This window comes from Methanolobus sp. (genome assembly GCF_016278385.1).
Taxonomy (GTDB): domain Archaea; phylum Halobacteriota; class Methanosarcinia; order Methanosarcinales; family Methanosarcinaceae; genus Methanolobus.
This window is the reverse complement of record NZ_JADQBY010000013.1, coordinates 115,334-135,707: the sequence shown is the minus strand read 5'-3', so window position 1 is coordinate 135,707 and position 20,374 is coordinate 115,334. Positions and strand designations below refer to the sequence as shown.

General features: G+C 40.7%; 16 protein-coding genes. 10 read left to right on the top strand and 6 right to left on the bottom strand.

All coding sequences use genetic code 11. The features are described 5' to 3' along the window. Window positions 1-46 precede the first annotated feature (46 nt). Window positions 47-1,870 (bottom strand): DUF2207 domain-containing protein, encoded by a 1,824-nt coding sequence (locus QZZ23_RS05815; protein ID WP_292467685.1) that lies wholly within the window; start codon window positions 1,868-1,870, stop codon window positions 47-49. Window positions 1,871-1,966: 96 nt separating this feature from the next. Next, on the bottom strand, window positions 1,967-2,656 hold the full coding sequence (radC, locus tag QZZ23_RS05810; RefSeq protein ID WP_292467683.1) for a DNA repair protein RadC: 690 nt from the start codon (window positions 2,654-2,656) through the stop codon (window positions 1,967-1,969). 146 nt (window positions 2,657-2,802) lie between these two features. Here radC and QZZ23_RS05805 point away from each other — a divergent pair, with 146 nt between their 5' ends. Beyond that, complete coding sequence (locus tag QZZ23_RS05805) at window positions 2,803-3,633, top strand: molybdopterin synthase (protein WP_292467682.1); 831 nt, start codon at window positions 2,803-2,805, stop codon at window positions 3,631-3,633. Window positions 3,634-3,664: 31 nt separating this feature from the next. Here QZZ23_RS05805 and QZZ23_RS05800 read toward each other — a convergent pair whose 3' ends face one another. Next, entirely contained in the window at window positions 3,665-4,075 is a 411-nt protein-coding gene (locus QZZ23_RS05800; RefSeq protein WP_292467680.1) for a winged helix-turn-helix transcriptional regulator, read from the bottom strand. A gap of 239 nt (window positions 4,076-4,314) precedes the next feature. On the opposite strand from QZZ23_RS05800, the gene clpB reads away from it, so the two are divergent. After that, window positions 4,315-6,930: an ATP-dependent chaperone ClpB gene (gene clpB, locus QZZ23_RS05795; protein WP_292467679.1), complete on the top strand. Its 2,616-nt coding sequence runs from the start codon at window positions 4,315-4,317 to the stop codon at window positions 6,928-6,930. Window positions 6,931-7,020: 90 nt separating this feature from the next. Here clpB and QZZ23_RS05790 read toward each other — a convergent pair whose 3' ends face one another. Further along, window positions 7,021-8,682, bottom strand: coding sequence for a hypothetical protein (locus tag QZZ23_RS05790; protein WP_292467677.1), 1,662 nt, complete (start codon window positions 8,680-8,682; stop codon window positions 7,021-7,023). A gap of 595 nt (window positions 8,683-9,277) precedes the next feature. On the opposite strand from QZZ23_RS05790, the gene QZZ23_RS05785 reads away from it, so the two are divergent. Together QZZ23_RS05785 and QZZ23_RS05780 are read left to right on the top strand one after the other, a co-directional pair. After that, on the top strand, window positions 9,278-9,778 hold the full coding sequence (locus tag QZZ23_RS05785) for a hypothetical protein (protein WP_292467675.1): 501 nt from the start codon (window positions 9,278-9,280) through the stop codon (window positions 9,776-9,778). Window positions 9,779-9,781: 3 nt separating this feature from the next. Then, window positions 9,782-10,240 carry a hypothetical protein gene (locus QZZ23_RS05780; RefSeq protein ID WP_292467674.1) on the top strand — a complete coding sequence of 153 codons (459 nt, stop codon included), beginning with the start codon at window positions 9,782-9,784 and terminating at the stop codon, window positions 10,238-10,240. 211 nt (window positions 10,241-10,451) lie between these two features. Here the strand turns inward: QZZ23_RS05780 and QZZ23_RS05775 are convergent, their stop codons facing one another. Beyond that, window positions 10,452-11,312 (bottom strand): TrmB family transcriptional regulator, encoded by an 861-nt coding sequence (locus tag QZZ23_RS05775; protein WP_292467673.1) that lies wholly within the window; start codon window positions 11,310-11,312, stop codon window positions 10,452-10,454. Window positions 11,313-11,509: 197 nt separating this feature from the next. Here QZZ23_RS05775 and QZZ23_RS05770 point away from each other — a divergent pair, with 197 nt between their 5' ends. The 6 genes from QZZ23_RS05770 to QZZ23_RS05745 all read left to right on the top strand — a co-directional run bounded on the left by QZZ23_RS05770 (window position 11,510) and on the right by QZZ23_RS05745 (window position 18,496). Then, window positions 11,510-11,707 carry a hypothetical protein gene (locus tag QZZ23_RS05770; RefSeq protein ID WP_292467672.1) on the top strand — a complete coding sequence of 66 codons (198 nt, stop codon included), beginning with the start codon at window positions 11,510-11,512 and terminating at the stop codon, window positions 11,705-11,707. A 574-nt stretch (window positions 11,708-12,281) separates the two neighbouring features. Then, window positions 12,282-14,594, top strand: a complete 2,313-nt coding sequence (locus tag QZZ23_RS05765; protein ID WP_292467785.1) for an RND family transporter — start codon at window positions 12,282-12,284, stop codon at window positions 14,592-14,594. Next, window positions 14,591-15,700, top strand: a complete 1,110-nt coding sequence (locus tag QZZ23_RS05760; RefSeq protein ID WP_292467670.1) for a hypothetical protein — start codon at window positions 14,591-14,593, stop codon at window positions 15,698-15,700. Before QZZ23_RS05765 ends, QZZ23_RS05760 begins: the two co-directional genes overlap by 4 nt. 13 nt (window positions 15,701-15,713) lie before the next feature. Continuing rightward, window positions 15,714-16,811, top strand: coding sequence for a hypothetical protein (locus QZZ23_RS05755; protein WP_292467669.1), 1,098 nt, complete (start codon window positions 15,714-15,716; stop codon window positions 16,809-16,811). Window positions 16,812-16,871: 60 nt separating this feature from the next. After that, window positions 16,872-17,681, top strand: a complete 810-nt coding sequence (locus QZZ23_RS05750; RefSeq protein WP_366931321.1) for a helix-turn-helix domain-containing protein — start codon at window positions 16,872-16,874, stop codon at window positions 17,679-17,681. 152 nt (window positions 17,682-17,833) lie between these two features. Continuing rightward, window positions 17,834-18,496, top strand: a complete 663-nt coding sequence (locus QZZ23_RS05745) for an AI-2E family transporter (protein ID WP_366931320.1) — start codon at window positions 17,834-17,836, stop codon at window positions 18,494-18,496. Window positions 18,497-18,976: 480 nt separating this feature from the next. Here the strand turns inward: QZZ23_RS05745 and QZZ23_RS05740 are convergent, their stop codons facing one another. After that, entirely contained in the window at window positions 18,977-20,206 is a 1,230-nt protein-coding gene (locus QZZ23_RS05740; RefSeq protein WP_292467667.1) for an ATP-grasp domain-containing protein, read from the bottom strand. Window positions 20,207-20,374: the final 168 nt, after the last annotated feature.

The window sequence follows — 20,374 nt, the reverse complement described above, 5'->3', positions numbered from 1 at the left end:
AATTACATAATTATCTTTACAGTTATCCCACGCAATTTCCTTATGTTTATCTGGCACCACCACCACCTCCACCAAAGCCGCCACCTGCACCTCCAACGCCACCACCACTCGATGAACTTTGAGGGGATGATGCATTGTAAGCACTACTAAAACCGCTTGTAATCATGGAACTATGGTGTATGGAATAGAAATGGCTATGCCCAAACTGTTCTGCAGGGACTGTCAGAGACATGTTTTTCAGGGCTTTCTCCGCCACACCCATGGCCACTGCATAGACCATATAAGAATCCCAGATCCGTATGGATTCGGGAGGGTGTTCTTTCAGAGCGGAAAAATCTGTCAAATAACTACTGAAGTTCTTCCAGCTTTTCTGGAACAGCCTTCCCTCAGGCGTCCATTTTCCGAAACTCTGTTCATTGACCAGTACCAGAACAAATACGCATATTATAAAAATCAGGGCCGGCACAGCCATATATAGTGCATATGTCATAAACGGAAACAGATTCGGGGGAAAATAGTCAAACAAAAATAAGAAACCAAGCACCACTGCAAAAAAGAATAAAACATTGAACAGAGCCATGTATGTATTGCCCTGCGCCAGAAATAGTTTGTCGACCTTAATATGATGTTTCACCTTGTTATTCCATTTGATGATGAACTCATAGAATTCAGTTCCCTTACCAAGGTCTTTTCTAAGCTCGCTCCATAATATACTACCTGAGGAAGCATGTGACTTCAGGAGCATATAAACATCTGCTTCAAAATCAAGAAGTTCTCCCACGTTAGCCTTTTTATTTATTTCAATGACAATGTCCTCTGTTTCATGACTGAACAAACCGATGAATTTCTTTTCAAGCTTTATGTCGTGAAGTGTCACATAATCACGGTTCACAAGGTCCATGACAGTACCGGTGAATCCTTCAATGGTTGGCGTGCCTATCCTTCCCCTTAACATGGCGTTAACGTACGCAGGTTTTGAGTCAGTCGGAGGTTCACGTTCGTATAGTGCATTGTAATCTATCTTAGGTTCCCGTCCATATTTGAAATATATAATGAAAGGAAATACGAAAACGCCAGCTACAATAAGACCGATTAATAACAGAATAACTTGGGCTATTTTCCTTTTGAATTCGTATGCCTTTTCAAGAGACAATATCTCATCCAGACCGTCCTCATTCTGTATTGAAACAAAGTTCGCATCAGGAGATTCTATTCTCGGAAAAACTGCCCTGATCTCATACAACCTGTATGCAGGGATCCTATCTGATTTTATACTTATAACGTTGTTTTGAAGATTGCTCTGTGTTGTATAATCATCAGGATGGACCCAGTAAGTAATTTCATCCCCGTTTCCACCAGGCAACGTGATAGTTGCAATGAAGCTGCCAAGTGGTTTTTCCCATTCCTCACCCCACATCTTGTAATGTAGTTCAGAAATATCATTGTAGACCTTAACTCCTCTGTAATAGTCATAAGCAACCACAAAAGTCACTTTTTCAGGAGTAGGCTGAGGAAGTGTGCCTACCAGTTCATAGCCACCTGAGATAGGAACTACCCGAAACTCACATTCTCCGTTATCGCAATATCCACGGATATTCTCAATGGAGCCTCCTTCCGGAGGATATACCTGACGGTAAACTTCAAAATAGATTCCCTCAAATGAATACGAGATTGATTCTTCCACGTGGACTATGCCCCCTGGACTTACAGTGATATTTGCCGTAGCACCATCAATTGAATAGTCACGGGCACTGGCACAAGGTGCCAGGAAAAATAATAATGCCAACAAAAGTAGAGAAGCTTTAGCAAGCAAAACCAGTTCATTTGTCCTGTTTGTTGAAAATGGATGATGCACCGGCATATCCCCCATAATAGTATGGACTATTCTGAAATTTAAAGTTTAGCACACCATGAATTGTGAGTGTATCCATATTGTGATAAGGATCCTTTTAAAGAAATCTGCCCCTTACCTCACATACCCTTCATCCTTCAGACTAACGTACCTGCCATCCCCGATCACAACATGGTCCAGCACATCGATACCCAGCAATTTACCACCTTCAACAAGTTTCTCGGTCACTGCAATGTCCTCCCTGCTGGGTGTGGGGTCGCCTGACGGATGATTATGCGAGAGTATGACCGAAGCGCATGATTCCATAAGTGCTGCTTTGAACACCTCTCTCGGATGTACTATGTTCGCATTCAAGCTGCCTATGGATATAACTTCTTCACGCATCACATGGTTCTTGGTATCAAGAAGAAGCGCCACAAGTCTTTCACGCTTTTGCTCACGCATCCCTGGATAGAGAAGTGAATAGACATCAGCAGGAGATCTTATCTTCCTTTTTGGATCATCAGTGTATCCTTCAAGCTTGCGTGCAAGTTCAAAAACAGCTGCTATCTGCGTTGCCTTTGCGATACCAATACCATGCATCTGCGTAAGCATGGAAATGTTTGCCTGGCTGAGCTGCTTGATATTGTATTCTGAAAAGATGCGGCTGCACATGTTGACTACATTCTCTTTTTGTGAGCCAGTTCTAAGTATGATCGCCAGCAATTCCGCATTGGACAGGGATTCAGGTCCGTATTTCACCAACCTTTCACGCGGTCTGTCATCCTCTGGCATCTCATGGATACTTATCTTGTATTCACTCATTACACCGGATACAAAATAGTAGAATATAAATTAATCGTAATTAATCTATTATAAATTTGTATGAATCTAAAAAACAATTGATATGAGTGATGCTGCCTGCCATTCTCGTTGTGTACTTATAGAATGACCTCACATAAACCCATTATATGAAAGTCATTTGCATTGCAGGCTACAAGAATTCCGGCAAAACCACATTGGTAACACGTCTTGTTGAAACTCTTTCCAAAAGAGGTTCTGTGGGTACTGTAAAACAGATGCTGCATCATCGTTTCAATCCAGAGAACACCGATACAGGTAAACACTTCGATGCAGGGGCAAACATAGTTGCTGCCATCACAGATATCGAGCTTGTGACAATAAGTAGAAACCCGACACTTGAGGATGCACTGAATGCACTTGCTGACAGTGGTGCTGACTTTGCCATTGTCGAAGGCGCAAAGAGCAGTGACCTTCCAAAGATATTCCTGGGAGAAGTTGAAGGCTCGGACGAGGTATCCAACATCATAATTCGACTGCCTGTCAGAAGTGACTGGGACATCGATGCTCTTGTCGAACTCATTCTTGCTCAGACGGAATGGGTTACACTTGACTCCCTTATCAGGAAGGTACGTTCTAATCCGGATATCCGTCTTTCAGGTGGCATTGCAACCTTTACAGGAATTGTCAGACGCGTTAATGGTGATGTAGAAACCACAGCAATAGATTTTGAAAAGTACGAAGGCGTTGCCGACAGGGCTATTGAAAAGATATGTTATGAACTCAAGGAAAAGGATGACATTATAGATGTGCTGATTCATCACAAAACAGGTCTTATCAGATCTGGCCAGGACATCGTCTATATTGTTGTTGCTGCTGCCCACAGGAAGGAACTTTTCGAAACACTTGTGGAGGCACTTGAGCGCATCAAAGAAGAGGTCCCGATATGGAAAAAGGAATTCACTATTGAGGGTGATTTCTGGGTCCACGATAAAATGTAAAGGAGAATGTTAAGCACTAAATTACGGGTTTTTACCTATTCTTCAGCCCCATCTGCTCATCAATCTCTTCTGCTATCTCTTCCAGTTCCTGGAATATACGTTCAGAGTCTTTTCTCATTTCCTGGACAGCAGCCTTAAGGCTGCCTCCGCGAATGTAGAGTGCCCTTTTTTGCCTGTATATCAGGCCGGCACTTATAAGATTTCTGATGTGATGATTGACCCTTGCCAGGTTCACGTCAAGGTTTTCTGCAATAGTGTCTGAAGATATCCTGTCCTCTCTTTCGGAAAGCTGTTGCAGCAGGTCATGAACAACCTGTGTGGCAATGTTCTCAGTATCTCTCCCAGAGGATAATCCAAAACTGTTGCAGAACCAGCGGATGTCGTCTTCAAGTTTTTTTACCCTGGGTTTTTCCAGATTTATCAGGATTATCTGCTGTGCCATAAGACATATTCATTAGATTGTCTACATATAAAGCTTGTCTAAGATAAATCGATATGATATCGATAAAATATATTAAAACGCAATCTTTTGCAAAACTTTTATATACCAGTTTAGTAATAATATTGCTCAGTTAACCGAAGCCACTTCGGTTATTCAAAACGTATCACAAGTAATTTAAACAAACATTCTAAATTAAAACAATGGGATGATGGGGATATCAATCCCGGGGAGTTAACAATATGGACCTTAACCGTTTCACGCAGAAAGCTCAGGAAGCTATTCAGGATTCAAGTACGATTGCTGCAAGGTACAGGAATCAGCAGATAGACTGTGAACACATATTCCTTGCATTACTGGAGCAAAGTGGAGGACTTGTAACTACATTGTTGCATAATATGGAAGTTCCGGTGGACCGCCTGAAGCAGAAGGTCGAGGCTCAGCTTGCGAATCTTCCACAGGTATCCGGTCCCGGTGGGGAACAGGTCTACATGACCCAGACCATGAGACGTATTCTGGATGCTGCAGTTCAGGAAGCCGGAAAGATGAAGGATGAATATGTGAGCGTTGAGCATCTCCTGCTTGCAATGCTCGGAGAAAAAGAAAGCCAGTGCGGTAAGATCCTTGCAAGCGAGGGAGTTACAAGTGACAGGCTGCTCAATGTTATTAAACAGATAAGGGGGAATAGGAGAATTACTTCAGAGAATCCGGAAGACACAATGGAGCCACTTAAGAAGTACGGCATCGATTTCACAGAACTTGCAGCTCAGGGAAAGCTGGACCCCGTTATTGGGAGGGATCAGGAAATAAGGCATTCCATTGAGATCCTTTCCCGTCGAAGGAAGAACAATCCGGTGCTCATCGGTGAGGCCGGTGTGGGTAAGACTGCAATTGTCGAGGGACTTGCACAGCGTATTGCAAAAAGGGACGTACCCGATGCCATGAAAGAGAAGCGTATCATTGCCCTTGATATGGGTTCACTTATTGCAGGTGCGAAGTTTCGAGGTGAATTTGAGGAACGGCTGAAGGCAGTACTCAAGGAAGTTGCTGATTCAGATGGGCAGATAATTCTCTTCATAGATGAGATACACACCATTGTAGGTGCAGGTGCCACAGAAGGTGCCATGGATGCAGGAAACCTCCTGAAGCCAATGCTTGCACGTGGCGAACTTCACTGTATCGGTGCCACAACTATTGATGAGTACCGCAAGTACATCGAAAAGGATGCGGCACTTGAGCGCAGATTCCTGCCGGTGTTCGTAGAAGAGCCTACGGTGGAAGATACGATATCCATATTGCGTGGTCTGAAGGAGAAGTACGAGGTACATCACGGTGTGCGTCTGAAGGATTCATCACTTGTCGCTGCTGCTGTAATGAGCAGCCGCTACATTGCCGACAGGTTCCTTCCGGACAAGGCTATCGACCTTGTGGATGAGGCTGCTGCAAAAAAGAGAACTGCAATTGACAGCAAGCCGGCAGAACTGGATGAGGCAGACCGTAAGATAATGCAGCTTGAAATAGAGCGTGAAGCACTCAAAAAGGAAAAGGATGCGGCTTCAAAAGATCGTCTGGATGCTCTTGAAAAGGAACTTGCGGACATAAGGGCAGAATCAGATGCCATGAGGGCCAGATGGGATCATGAGAAGGAAGCTATCTCAAAGCTTAGTGCTCTTAAGCAGGAGATCGAGGATACAAAGATCCAGCTTGAACTCGCTGAGAATGACAACAACCTCGAACTTGCTTCCCGGTTGAAGTACGGAACTCTCATTCCATTGCAGCATGAGTATGCTGATGAGGAAAAGCAACTTCAGGGGATGCAGGGTGACATGCTCCTCAGTGAGGAGGTAGGTGAAGAGGATATTGCCGAGGTAGTCAGCCAGTGGACTCACATACCTGTGACACGGCTCATAGAAGGGCAGCGTGAGAAACTGGTCCACTTTGAAGACAATTTGCATAACCGTATAATCGGTCAGAGTGAGGCTGTCAGGGCGGTTGCTGATGCAGTCATACGAAACTATGCGGGTATCAAGGACCCGAAGCGCCCAATCGGCAGTTTCATATTCCTTGGTCCTACAGGTGTTGGTAAGACCGAACTTGTAAAGGCACTTGCAGCAGAGCTGTTCGATGATGAGACAAACATGGTTCGTATCGACATGTCGGAGTACATGGAAAAGCACACTGTTTCAAGGATGATCGGTGCACCGCCCGGTTATATAGGACATGATGAAGGTGGCCAGCTCACAGAGGCAGTTCGCAGGAGACCATACTCAGTTGTCCTCTTCGATGAGATAGAGAAGGCGCATCCCGAAGTGTTCAACATCATGCTTCAGATACTTGATGACGGCAGGCTCACTGATTCAAAAGGAAGGACTGTGAATTTCAAGAACACCCTGATAATCATGACCTCAAACATCTTTGCAGGCGATCTTACCGAGCTTCTGCAGTCCGGTGAGACTGAGGAGGATGTCGATTACAACATACTCCAGATGCGTGCCATGACTGAGCTTGGAAAGTATTTCAGGCCGGAGTTCCTCAACCGTATCGATGAGATCGCTCTCTTCCACGCATTGAAGCCGGATGAATTGGTACAGATCGTTGACATCAAGGTTGCAGACCTTGTTGAAAGACTCAGGGATAAGCGTATCGGTCTTGAAATGACAGACGCTGCAAAGGCCTATCTTTCAAAGGCAGGATACAGCGCTACCTTCGGTGCCAGACCACTTAAGAGGGTTATTCAGAACGAGGTTGAGACCAGAATAGCCAAGCTGATAGTTGCAGGTGAAGTGCCTGAAGGTTCCACTGTGCATGTGGATAGTAATGGCGCAGAACTGCTCGTTGATGTAAGCTCGGCAGAATAAGCAAAAAACCGGGAAAAAGTCTAAATTCAAAAGTGAGGATACGGTTGCCTTGGAGCAACCGGTCCACTTATTGTTTTTCAATTAACGTAATTAAAGTCCAAGTGCCATTCTTATGAGCACTATAAATCCCACAAAGAGGTCAAGGACTATCAATCCACCAATGACCATGCCACCCAGTTTCAAGTACTTTGTATCGAAGTCCAGTATTAAAAGGGCATTTTTAACAGAGTCCATTGTATCATTGGCTTTCTCGACTGTTCCTTTTGCTTCTACCAGGGTAGCGTTGACATTATCAAGCAAGAGGTCGATACGTGGCTGCTCCTTGGTCCTGACATTTTCCAGAACACCATGGAGTTCATCCAGTGTCTTTGGGATTATCCCCGGTTCTTCGACCCACTTGTTAGACAGGAACTCGTATTTCTTCTCCATTTTCAGGGACTGCCTGAAATAGAATGCCTTCTGGGCCTTCATCAAGTCATAGTTTCTCTGGTAACCATCAAACTTGGTACTGAGGGATGCTGATATCTTCGCACCGTATGGCTGCATCATGGACATTGCATATCCAGGTGACTTGCTGACTGCAGTTGCCATCCTGGCCATGTTTATTGCAGAAATGTTTGTAGCTTCTGGTTTAATATTAGCGGCAGTGGAAGCACCAGCTACATTTGCTGCACTGGTTGCAGCAGTTGCATCGGTGGCAGGCTGGGAGCTTGCAAAGTTGCGTACATTTCTGGCAGTTATACTTGAATCTACTGTTTTGAGTGAATCCCTGATATTGACGTTATCTATCAGCCTTTCATTTTCTACAGCGACATTACCTATTCCTATATTCTCACTGATGTCTTTATCGTTAAGAACATCTGCAATACTTATGTCGGTATCATGTATAATGGCTGCATTTATTACTTCATCAAGAACACTACTGGCATAGATATTCTCTTTTGGAACTTTGATGGCTCCTGCCGCTATCTCAAACTTGTTTTGGGGATGGGTTTTTAGTATATCGCCCAATTGTGCTGTAACCATATTCTTTCTTGAGATAAGTCCTTCATAATAGAGTTTATCAGTCTGGATCATCTCCAACTGGTCCCTTATAGAAGGGCTAAGTTCTGTAATTGAAACAGGTACTTTTTTCTTTGTAACAAAGAGTTTCTTTACTTCCTTAAGTACCTCTTCACTCACATCAAGGTTATCATCAAGTGATGCGAGTATGTCTTCCACCATTGGCTGTTCGATGGTGTTGAACCGCTCAAGAACTTCCTTTGCATTATAAATCCCAGTTGTGAGTACACCGGGTTCCTGATAGAAGATGTCGTGTATCTCCTTATTTACAGTTGCGAGCTTTGCCATAAGCTGGAACTTCTCGATCACATCGTTGAAGTCTGAAAGCATGTCCCAGAAATCAAAATCAAAATTCCCGGTGTCATTGACACCTTTTTCTTTAAGCTTATTTTCAAGTCGTGTCTTTTCCTGCCTGAGGGAATCAAGCCTTGCTTTTTCCTCGTCCCATAGATCTGCTTCACTTCTAGGTGTCAGTCTCTGGATGGTGAGGAGTTCCTCTACTTCTTTTAATGTAGAGTTCAACTGCTCACCTACAGCTTGTATGGTCGAACCTATCACTGCAATTGCCATACCCGCTTCTTCGGCAGCATCGCCTGCATCTTCAGCTGCATTGCCAGCCTGGTAGATCGCTTTACCAACAGTGTATAATCCACATGTAGCAACGCCTGCTACGACATCAAACCATCCCATATTTGTTCCTCCAATGTTTTTTTATAAAATGGACAGGAAACAGATCTGCAGCTAGCTCTTTTTATGAATCAAACTCTGCAGTACCCGCTATTTCCTCAGTCCCTTCCGAGTCACGATAACTCCATAACTTTTTGATTGGTGGCTTAAAATATAAAATTTACCCATATTTTATTGTTCAACGATATATGAGGTGTTTTTTGATTGTATAGGGTATTCTGAATCTAAGTTTGAGCTGATTCTGTTATGTATAGTGGGAAGGAAGCTAACAATATTGATGTGCAGGTTCTTGATTTGAAGAAGACTCAGGAGTTCATCAACAAGTAAGAAATTATGGATAACATCCTCAACATGTCACAGTCGTAAGCTGAAGCTTTGGGAGTTTCTAGAAGCAGATTTCAGAGAATAATGCAGGTGAAGGGATAATATGGACTTGAAATTGAATACTCCGACAGTGAGAAGGTTATATAATAAATGTAGTAAACTGTTTGTTTCACACTAAATAGAAAACTTTATAAATTTAAAATAATATATTAATAATTAATAATAAATTATCGTTTTTATATTAACAGTCATAAAATCGGTCTGTGTGCTACAAATGAAAAATGTTAAAATAAGACCTTGCCTCTTTCCAGGTGTTTTTTCATATTTTGAAAGTGGAAGATTTACTGCTATACCTACAATATTAACTGACAAAGAAGTCAAAGACACATTTATTGCATATGGTCAAAAGATGCATAACTACAATGGAAAAAAAAGGAAAATACAAATACGAAACAATTTTTTTGTAGTACTAAGTACACACAAAATAAGTGAGAAAAAACATTTTAAACTACAGTTTATCAAGTATAACAATTATCAGTTCATCTGGCTTATGCCAATTCATACTTTAATCTTGTTTTTACCTATTTCGTTTGTTGCAATGATTATTCTCATCCTTTTAGCGACTTCAATTATGTTTCTGCTAATCAGGGCATATGAGAAAATTGTGCTTCGATCTGTAAATTACTCAAAAGAAGCAAATCAAATATTTCTTGAAATATGCAACGCAATAAGAGAAAATGAAATAGAAACATATGGACAATGTATTAGAGATTAAAGATTGATTTCTGAATGCTCATGTAAGGAAAAGGTTGGAGATGTGGAAAGTATGATAACGGTAGTAAGAGTGTTTGAACCCCACATAACTGTTCATGATGTGCCATTTGAAAAAATTGTTTGTGACAACAAAAATGGTAATAAATTATACATTGAATTTGATGATAAAAATGAAATCAGATACAAAATTGATTTTGAAAATTACAATGGTTTAAGGGTAACTGCAGAAGATTGTGCCAGATGGAACATTATACCTGAGGTTCCATACTATGGAATGATGTATGAAATTGTAAATTCGGATTGGATATCTCAACTGAAAGACAATTCAAAATATACTGACCCTGAAACAAGAAGATATAGGCATATTATGGATAATATGCATCATTATATAATAGGACTAGGAGACTATTATGTTGAGATTATTTCAAAAGGATACAAGTTAGAGAAGCTTACTACCACATAGTTGTTAACTTGTTTTGAATGCTACAATTTATTATTAGACTTTGCTCAAATTTTGTATATAATATCCCTATTATTTTATTTTATATACAGAGTTCCGTTTTTTCTGCTTACCTATATCCCCAAACTTACGTGCGACAGACGTAACTTAAATCTAAAATAACGAAATGATTGGAGTTATAAAATCTACTCACGCTAGTAACAACTCCCAACCATCACTCCAGCACAGTCCTCTTCCCCTTTGCCCACAGTTCATCGTACTTTTCCCTTAGTTTTCCTGCGTACTCCTTATCGAACATCTTCATTTCTCCGAATATACCATGCGGATTCAGGGGGTTGGGGATGGGGATGTACACCACATTATCGTCGATGATCACAAAATCATAATTGCATTCAAGGATTCTTACTTCAAGATTTTTTGCAATCATATTCCTGACATCGGTATCCTTTATCGTGGAGTATTTTTTATTCAGGTGGTCTACAAAGAAACTTGCAGGCAGGATCATTCTGATCTTGATGCCGGATGTTGCAGCTTTGATGAACTCATCAGTCACAAGAGTGAGGATGGTATCAGGGTTAATATCATTATTGCAGTTGACCTTCTTTTCCAGTGCCTCTTTAATCTTCAGGGATTTAACATGCAGTATCTCATTCTCGGTTTCGTCCAGTGTGTTCTTAATGTTCTTGACTATGTCATCTTCGCCGATGAGTGTTGACCAGAACTTGATCTCGGCGTGGTCAGGGTAATTGCTATCGGAAAAATTGTCCTTGAGTTCTGAAACCTTCAGTTTGAATGTCTCAAGTTCGCTTTTAGTGTCCTCTTCTTTTTTAGTAAAAAGATTATCCAGAGCAACTCCCGGTTTTATCGCCCTGTACTTTCGGGGTCTTGACCTCTGGAACTCCACAAGTCCCATATTATTGAGGTTGGAGAGCACTTCGTATATCTTTCCCACTGGTATGTTGGACTTACGTGAGAGTTCCTGTGCACCTATAATCCCTTCCTTAAGGAGGGTTGCATATGCGGATGCCTCATATTTTGTAAGTCCCAGATCTCTTAGTAAACTTTCTCGGTCCATGTTTTTCACTGTTAAGTTGTTTTTTTGCGGGTGAAATGCTTATTAATATGTAAGTTAAAACAACTATATAGATGTTTTTAATGAATATGTTCCTTTAGTAATTTTCACAGGAGCATCTTTATGCTATCCCTAAACATCAGCATGCCTGACATTCATCACCAGATGTTTGTAACTACACATATTAAAGGTGGTTTATTGTGGAATCAAATTCAGAAAATCATAAAAGACAAATATCTTCCGTTGAAATATTAAAAGCTCATATCGAAGAGCTGCCCATCAGGAACCTTGATACTGATTGGATAAAGGGAAATAAAGTAAACCTTAGCTCACTTATGGAAGACAGAAAACCGGGAATTTGTCCAGGATATGTTTCCGGAACCCTGAAAGACCATTAATTTAGAATATTACAGTTCACCTGTTTTTTTGAGAGTACAAACCTGCAATATGTTATTTGTACATATCAATTCCAGGCATTCTAGCACTTTAAACTAGTTTAAAAGTACTCAGCCGTGTTTTTAATCTATACTTTGTAGCTGTAAACTTATCTTTAATTTCTAATTATTATAGTCGAATCTATAGGAAATAAACCATACTTGACGATATATAGAAAGGTTTATCTACTAATAATACAGTTGTACTGGTGTGTACCATTAACAACACGCTTATCGTGTATGTTAGTACAACCCTATCCAACCCCCAACGAGACATCCTTTCCGGGATGTCTCATACCCTATTATCTTTTTTCGATACTCATTTTGCTTTCCAATTATTAGCTATTAATTGATTTTAACTCATTACTAGTTTATTAAAGGGTAAAACCTTTATATATGCAATAAAACATTAATGCCAGTATTCAAAACAACTAGAAAGGAGTTTTTTTATTATTATAATTAATCACAAGGAGTGTTTATCATAAAAAACATCTTTGAAAAACTGGGTGTCTTCATCGAAGACAATACGATTCCTATTATGTTAATCACGCTTCTTCTCGTGATTATTTCATTTCAGGGTGCTCAGTATATAGGGATGGCATCAGGGACTGATACCTTTGTAAACAAGAACTCTCAACTATACCAGGATTTTGATCACCTTTACCAGAATCTCTTTGGTACTGAATCCATTGTAATAATGGTTGAGGGTAGTGATATAACAAATCCTGAACTTCTCAAAGCAATGGACAGGGCATACGAGTCTACAATCAATATCCCGGGAGTAATTCAAGTTAATTCCCCATCGTCTATTATCAAAGATGCTAATTATGAGATGATGGGACGGAGTGAAATCCCAGATGATGCAGAAGTTCTCGATGAAATTATCAGTTCATCGGTTCCGACATATTATATTCCTGATGAAACCCATGCCATCATGTCGGTAATCGTTGAAGCTACCACTTCAGATAACACGAAAACGGAAATACTAAGGGAAACCCGAACATCTATTGAAATGGCTGATTTTCCGGGAGATTATAATGTAATCGTAACGGGAGATCCTGCTTTTTCGGCAGAAATGAATGAAGCAATGAATACCAGTATGGGTACATTGCTCATGATTGCAATTCTTCTTATGATGGTTGTGTTGTATCTTGTATTCAAACATGTAAGGTGGAGATTGCTTCCGCTTCCAATAGTCATACTTGGTATAATTTTCACATTTGGAGCCATGGGTTATCTGGATATTCCAATGACAATGGTTTCAATGTCTGCTTTCCCCGTGCTTATAGGACTTGGTATAGATTATGCCATCCAATTCCATAACCGGATTGAAGAAGAACTGGAACATGGTAGCAGTGATGAAGACGCAGTAATAAATACTATCAAACACACCGGTCCTGCAGTTCTGATCGCTCTGATAATAACAGCTCTCGGTTTCTTTTCATTGTTTACATCAACTGTTCCAATGATACAGGATTTCGGAAAACTCCTGATGATCGGTATCGTGATGTGCTTCATATCTTCATTATTTGTAGGAGTAACAGTACTATATGGCTTCCATAAAATTTCAGAAAAAAACATTCTCTCAAAGATAGGACTTAAAAAGCCATCTTCTAAGCGAAAAGTATCTTCGACGGGGATATCTGAACATGAGCCGGATTTCCTGGAAAAGTCGCTTAAAAGCATATCTGGTTTTTCAATGAAGCATTCAGTACTTGTTCTAGCTATCGCAGGTTCTCTTTGTATTGGTGGACTTATTGCAGATACAATGGTTTCTATCCAGACTGATACGGAAACCTTTGTACCTCAGGATCTTCCTGCATTGATAGATCTTAAACACATGGGTGAAATTCTGGGTGGAGAGGATCAATTAAACCTGATAGTAAAGACGGACAACAACAACGATCCGGCACTACTTGAATGGATAGATGAGTTCTCACAGCATGAGGTCAAAGGAAGGAGCCATATCTATGGTTCAAATAGCATTGTTGATCTCATTAAATCCCAAAACGGAGGAGAAATCCCAGACAGTTCGGCAGAGGTTGCAGCATTGTATGATCAGTTACCCGAAGTCCAGAAGGACAGCTATCTTCACGGAAATTCCATACTTTTGGTCAATCTTGAAATAGGAAATGCAATGGGCGAGCTTGGACTTATGGGTATCGGAGAACTCACCGATGTAGTAGAAGAAGATATCCTGTGGATGGCACCTCCTCCCGGAACTGAAGTAACCATAACCGGGAACTCAGTTGTCTTTGTCGAAGTTATAACCGCTTTGACCTCTGGCAGAACCATGATGACAATGCTGGGAATTATTTTGGTATTTGGAGGCCTGCTTGTGATATACCGTGATCTGCTGAAGGCTTTAACTCCAGTGATAACTATGATAATGGTAGTCGGCTGGTCTGGAGGCCTCATGTATTATACAGGTCTGGAATACACACCAATGACCGCGACCCTTGGCGCACTTATCCTTGGAGTAGGCTCTGAATATGCAATCCTTATGATGGAACGCTATTTCGAGGAAAAGGAAAAGGGTGCTGACCCCGAGCAGGCAATGGAGGAAGCGAGTGTAAAGATTGGAAAAGCCATCGTCACATCCGGTGCAACCACTGTGTTTGGTTTTTCTGCGTTGATCGCATCACCATTCAGTATTACCAGCAATTTTGGCCTGATAACAGTTATAGATGTATTCCTAGCTCTGCTGGCTACGTTTGTGATCTTCCCTCCTGTAATTGTCACACTTGATAAATTCAGAGAGAAAAGAAGAGCACATGCACCAATAGGTCGTGGGACCAAAATCATAGATACACATGAATCAAAAACTATTCCGGAGGCCATAACCACATGAATGGCACATCCAATGAAGTTGACAAATTAAAACTATATTTTATCCCCTTACTGATATGTATCCTTCTTGCAGCTACTTTTCTGCTGATGCCTTCGGCAACTGCAAAGGAATACATATCCCCAACCTATGAATATACGAACAATTACTACAAGGCTTACGGAGAACCTGATATATACGCATCAGTTCTCGGAGACACCGAATTCGAACGCGGTGAAACCGCTCAGATAAGAATAATGATATCCAACAAAGGTGTATTGTACGGTTTCAAACCAGGCACATTTGTTGAAACATCAGGAAATGCTCACCAGCTATCTCTTACGGAGCTACAGTACGAAACTCAGAGAACATCAGCATATGGAATAAAGGCACATCTTGTATCTTCAACTGATCTGATAGAGATAGATGCAGCCACAAATAGCAAAACAATGGAGAAACTGCTTGCCGGTGAATTATCGGAGAATCCTTTTGTCTTCACGGTTACTATTTCAGAAAATGCTCCTGCAGGAACATATCTTCTTGAAATGCCACTAAACTATGAATATCCGAAAGACGTGAGGATGACAGCCGGTGAATCTATAATACTTGGAAGGCCGGACCTGGATCACGCAACTTATTATGAAACAGTTGAGCAAACGATCCAGATTCCTGTTATTATAGTACCTGAAGCTAAATTTGAGGTAAGCAGTGTTTCAGGAAATATTACAGCAGGTAGCGCTAACACCCTCAATATAACCTATACCAATATCGGAGAACTTCCTGCAGAAAATGCAGTTGCAAGGTTGATAATGATGCAACCATTGAGTGCTGGGCGCCCTATACAATCACTTGGTACGATGCAACCTGGTGAGAGCAGAACCGTATCATTTGACATTGCTTCTGATTTCCAGGCTGTTGAAAAGAGCTACGGCATTGACAGTGAGATCAAATATACAGACGTAGACGGTGAAGATGCGTACTCAAACAATATGAAAGTCAATGTCTTCCTGAAACAGCCTGAAAGAAAGGTCAATGTAACCGGTCTTGCTCTTGCAGGACTTGTAATTGTGGGAATAGTACTGATAATCAAAAATACCAGAAAAAATGGATCGAAGAAATCAAATAAATAAGAGAGGGATGCTTATGAAAACAATTAATACTAAAAAAATAATTCCGGTATCAATTATTCTAATTATGCTGCTTGCACTTCCTGTACATGCTGAAATGACAACAACAAGCCTGGAGCTTCCGGAATTTTTCAATTTTGATGATAACTATTATACAGTTTACGGTGGGCCGGACGTAACCGCAACCCTTGTAGGTGACAATGAATTTTATCGTGGTGATGAGGTAACTCTCAATCTCAACCTGATGAACAAAGGTGTTGTGACTGGCTTTAAATCAGAGGACGAAGCAGATGATTCATCAGACCTTGAGCAGAAAATACAGCAAACAGAAATGGGTTATGAAGCTCAGAGGACAACTGCCATCGGAATAGTTGCTATTCTTGTATCAGAAGACCCAAATATCAGGGTAAAGTCAGGACCGCAGGAAGCAGGCACTCTTGTCTCTGGTGAGCAGGTAGAGGATCCTGTAAAGTTTAACATCGAAGTATCCAAGAATGCTCCCGCTGGCGAATATCCTCTCAACCTGCAATTATACTATGGATACCAGGAGAATGTCCAGATTGATGGTGACAATGAAACTGACCTCGGTATCACTAACATGGAAGTTGGATTGTGGTATGCAGTCGGGCAACAGATGCAGAACATCTCAGTCGTTGTAGAGAAAGAGGCTGATTTTGAAGTTGTTAACGTGACCGGTGAACTTGAAGCTGGTTCTGAAGGACTTCTGCGTGTTGTGTACAAAAATACAGGCGAAGAGGCTGTGAAGGATGCCACGGTCAGGATAAGTGCTGGTGATCCGTTCAGCACAACTGATGACCAGTCTTTCCTTGGTTCAATTGCACCTGGTGAGACTACAGAGGCAGTATTCAAACTAAAGGTTGATGAAACAGCAGTATCAAAAGTTTATGCCATCAACAGTGAGATCAAGTACGAGGATACCGACGGACATAGTCAGATATCGGACACTATAAAAATAGAGACAGAAACTCTTCCAGCAGGTTCTTCTGGATCAGGTATGGGTATGTACATCGGAATTTTAGTAGTTCTGATTGCCCTTGGAGCTGTTTTTGTAGTTGCTAAAAAATATATGGGTAAAAAAGAAGGAGACAATTGATTTTCTTCTCTTTTTTTTATTTGTTTATTTATGTGTTTTTCTTCTAATTAAGGGGTTGATATCATTACAATACTTCTAACATCTCTCCAGAACCTCGGCCTCACATCATATGAGGCAAAGGTATTTATTGCTCTTATAAAAAACGAATGTGCAACAGTATCCGCCCTACATCTTGATTCCGGTGTTCCTAATTCTGCTATCTATGGCTCTCTCAAGAAACTGGAAAAAAGAGGTATCATCGAATACCAGAATACAAAACCAATGCGTTACAGATGTCTTCCTCCTGAAGAAGCTATAGCAAAACTGAAACGTGACTATGAAGAAGAATGTGATACGGTCCTCACAGAGCTTAAAGAGATGTATGGTGTCTGTTCCTGTGGCGGAGACGAAGGGCCCATCTGGACCCTCAAAGGTACCAGAAATGTCACTGATAAGTTCATACAAATGATCGAGGGTGCTAAAAAGGACATACTGGTGATGAGTTCATTAACACCTTTCCGTACACTTGCAGAAAAGTATCCTTCCCTCAAAAAGGACCATACTACGATTATTGGCATATTCAACAGGAAGATCACTAATGAAGGTATCAGTATAAGGTTTATCAGTTCACACGAGGATGAGGCAAGGAGACTCTCTGATCTGGTCCCCCTCGCATCTGTCAAAGTGAATTCTGTGAAGGACACGTGTATGGACCTCAAAAGCTTCGTAGTAGTTGTGGATGCCAACGAGATGATCGTTGAGATACTGAAAGAGGATGAGGGGGAAGCTGACCTTATGGCCGTATGGGCTAGTGCCGAGGAGTTCTCGCACACGATATCCCATCTCCTCAATGCTAAATGGGAGAGTTCAGAGAACTATAACCCTGTCTAATTATCTTTATCCCGGTGTTCTTCATTATCCGGTTCCATTTTGAGGATCTCCTCATTGTACTTACAATCGGAAGCATTATGGTACTTGTGACAGACAGGATACTGATAGCCTTCAATAAACACTTTGGAAATAAATCATTGTGAACAAAAAGAATCTATGCTCTGATATTAATTGTTCTCGCCATTTTTTTGGTATCTCTGCTCATGGCAGGCCAGTTGTCAGACATGAATTCACTTGTAGATTCGCAGGAAGAGTATGAATCCGGCATAACGACTCTCTTTTCCACTTATGGTGAGTTCTTTACGTTCGCAGATCCCACCAGAAATGGCAAAATGCCTGCTGACCCGGGAGTAACTAACGGAACTGCAGCACCCATGATCACAGGAGAGGATATGAGATCAATTGGTGATTACATATTCAGTTTCTTCTCTTCATTGATATCCAAGTTATCCTTTTTCCTTTTCACCGGCCTGCTCATCATACCAATGATGTTCCGCATGTATTTCTCAAAGAAGAACGTGATAGCTAATGAGGGCATTGAGTTCTTCCCTGTAAAATATCAGGAATGTGTTGATTCATCAATATCTGATATAGGAAGAAGACTCGGTGATTTCTTCTCTGCCAAGATCCTGGAAAGTGCTATTGTAGGTACTATATGCTCTATCGGATTCTATCTTGCAGGGATTAATGGCTGGTTTTTCCTTGGATTTATTGCAGGACTTCTCAACATTGTACCATATATCGGTCCGGTGGACGGAGCTATTCCTGCAGTTATCGTTGGTTTCATAGTAAGCCCTACCCACAGCATTGTTTGAAATCATCATAGTTATCATTGCCCAGCTTGTTGACAACCTTTACCTGATCCCTTATATGATCTCAGGAAAAGTTGCAGTGAACCCTTTGCTTAGTATACTTATGATACTCATTTTTGCAGATATGCTGGGCGCCCTGGGTATATCCTTGCGATTCCGATCTACATCGTGTATAAAGTGATATTGACGGAGTTCTACAATGAATTGTTGAAGATCTATCCTAGAAAGTAAGATCTACCTTGCACTGCGCTTATTTTAATTATTTTGTATTATCGCGGCTCTGTAGAAATCCTTGTTTGAAGAATAAGCACAATCTTTTAATGAATTATGAAGTATGTTCCAGATTAAAAGTCTGGAACAAACACAATTATCTCATTTGTGTTTTTTGTGGCAAGTAATAATTAGAAAAGTTATGCTGTTTTAAATTGTTGTGCTAAAATAAAAAGTAGGATTTCTACTAAACCAATCATCCCAATATAATCCCTACCAGATTATACCTTTGATCCCTTCAGAGGTTTCCACATCAATCTCAAATAATGCCTTTACTTCATTTATTGTCTTTTCACACTGTTCTTTATTTTCACCTTTGATGAGAATTGGACCATGACGATGACCTTTATCAGTAATGGCTTTTGTTTCCATCCCTATATAAATTGGCTCAATATACACTTTCTGGACACCGGGTACTGACTGTATTTTATCGATACCTCTAATTTCTTTAACAAAACCCTCTGGCAACGTGAACAGTAAATATCCAGATACGTTGCTCTCTATATTTTGAATTTCAATTTCCTCTACATCCCCCACGACAACATCAAGCAACAGACTGTTTACATCAATGCCGGTAGCTAATGGTATTAGATGAGATGAGATACAGGTAGCAGCACCTCTGGCAGCACATTCTACAAGATATATATCTTCTGTTCCTTCTTCAACTATGTACTCGCAGTGAGTAATACCGAATCTTAAACCAAAACCCTCGATCAAAGTTTTATTGATCTTTAACATTTGCTCTTCAATATAATTGTCAGGAGATGAACAGAACATGGTTACGCTGGGAATGAATATATCCGGGATATCAAAGAATTGCCTTTTTCCAATAGCTAAATTTGTGAACTTATAATTTGAAGCAAAGCCTGCAATTACATATTCATCTCCCTGAATGTACTTTTCCATTATTAAGCAATTCTCTTTAGAGAAAGCAATTGAAGGCTCAAATTTATCCTCCAGTTCAGTGATATTTCTTATCACCGATATACCCCTACTGCCACCGCCATCTGTAGGTTTTATTATTACCGGAAGACCAATATCCAAACACTTTTCCCTGGCTTCTTCCAGGGTCGAAACCTTATAGTATTCAGGACTCTTTATTCCTAATTTAGTACATTCATTTCGCATTAAGAATTTGTTAGTGAACTTTAGTGCACAATCATAGCCAATACTTGGCAGGCCTAATTTCTCAGTTACATAAGCAACGGTTGGAACCGGAAAATCAAGTTGATCTGTAACTATCCCATCAACATGCTCTGTTATAGCAACTTCCAATACTTTTTCTTTATCATATAGGTCAATTTCATAGGCCTTATCTGCAAATTTTGAACCAGGATAATCACCCTCCCAGCCTACAACGATCGTTTCAAAGCCGCGTTTCTTTGCAAATTTAATTATTGGAACCTGTGTTTTAGCTGTTCCAAGGACCATAAGTTTTTTCATGAACAAACTCCTGTAATATATTTAAAGATATATACCAAAGCAAGTAGAAATCTACTGCAATAACGTACAACTACCTATAAATATATGCCTATATATACGTGTACGTGTAAAATATAATAATCTTGTTAATGTATATACATGTGTATAATATATCGATGTACAGAGACT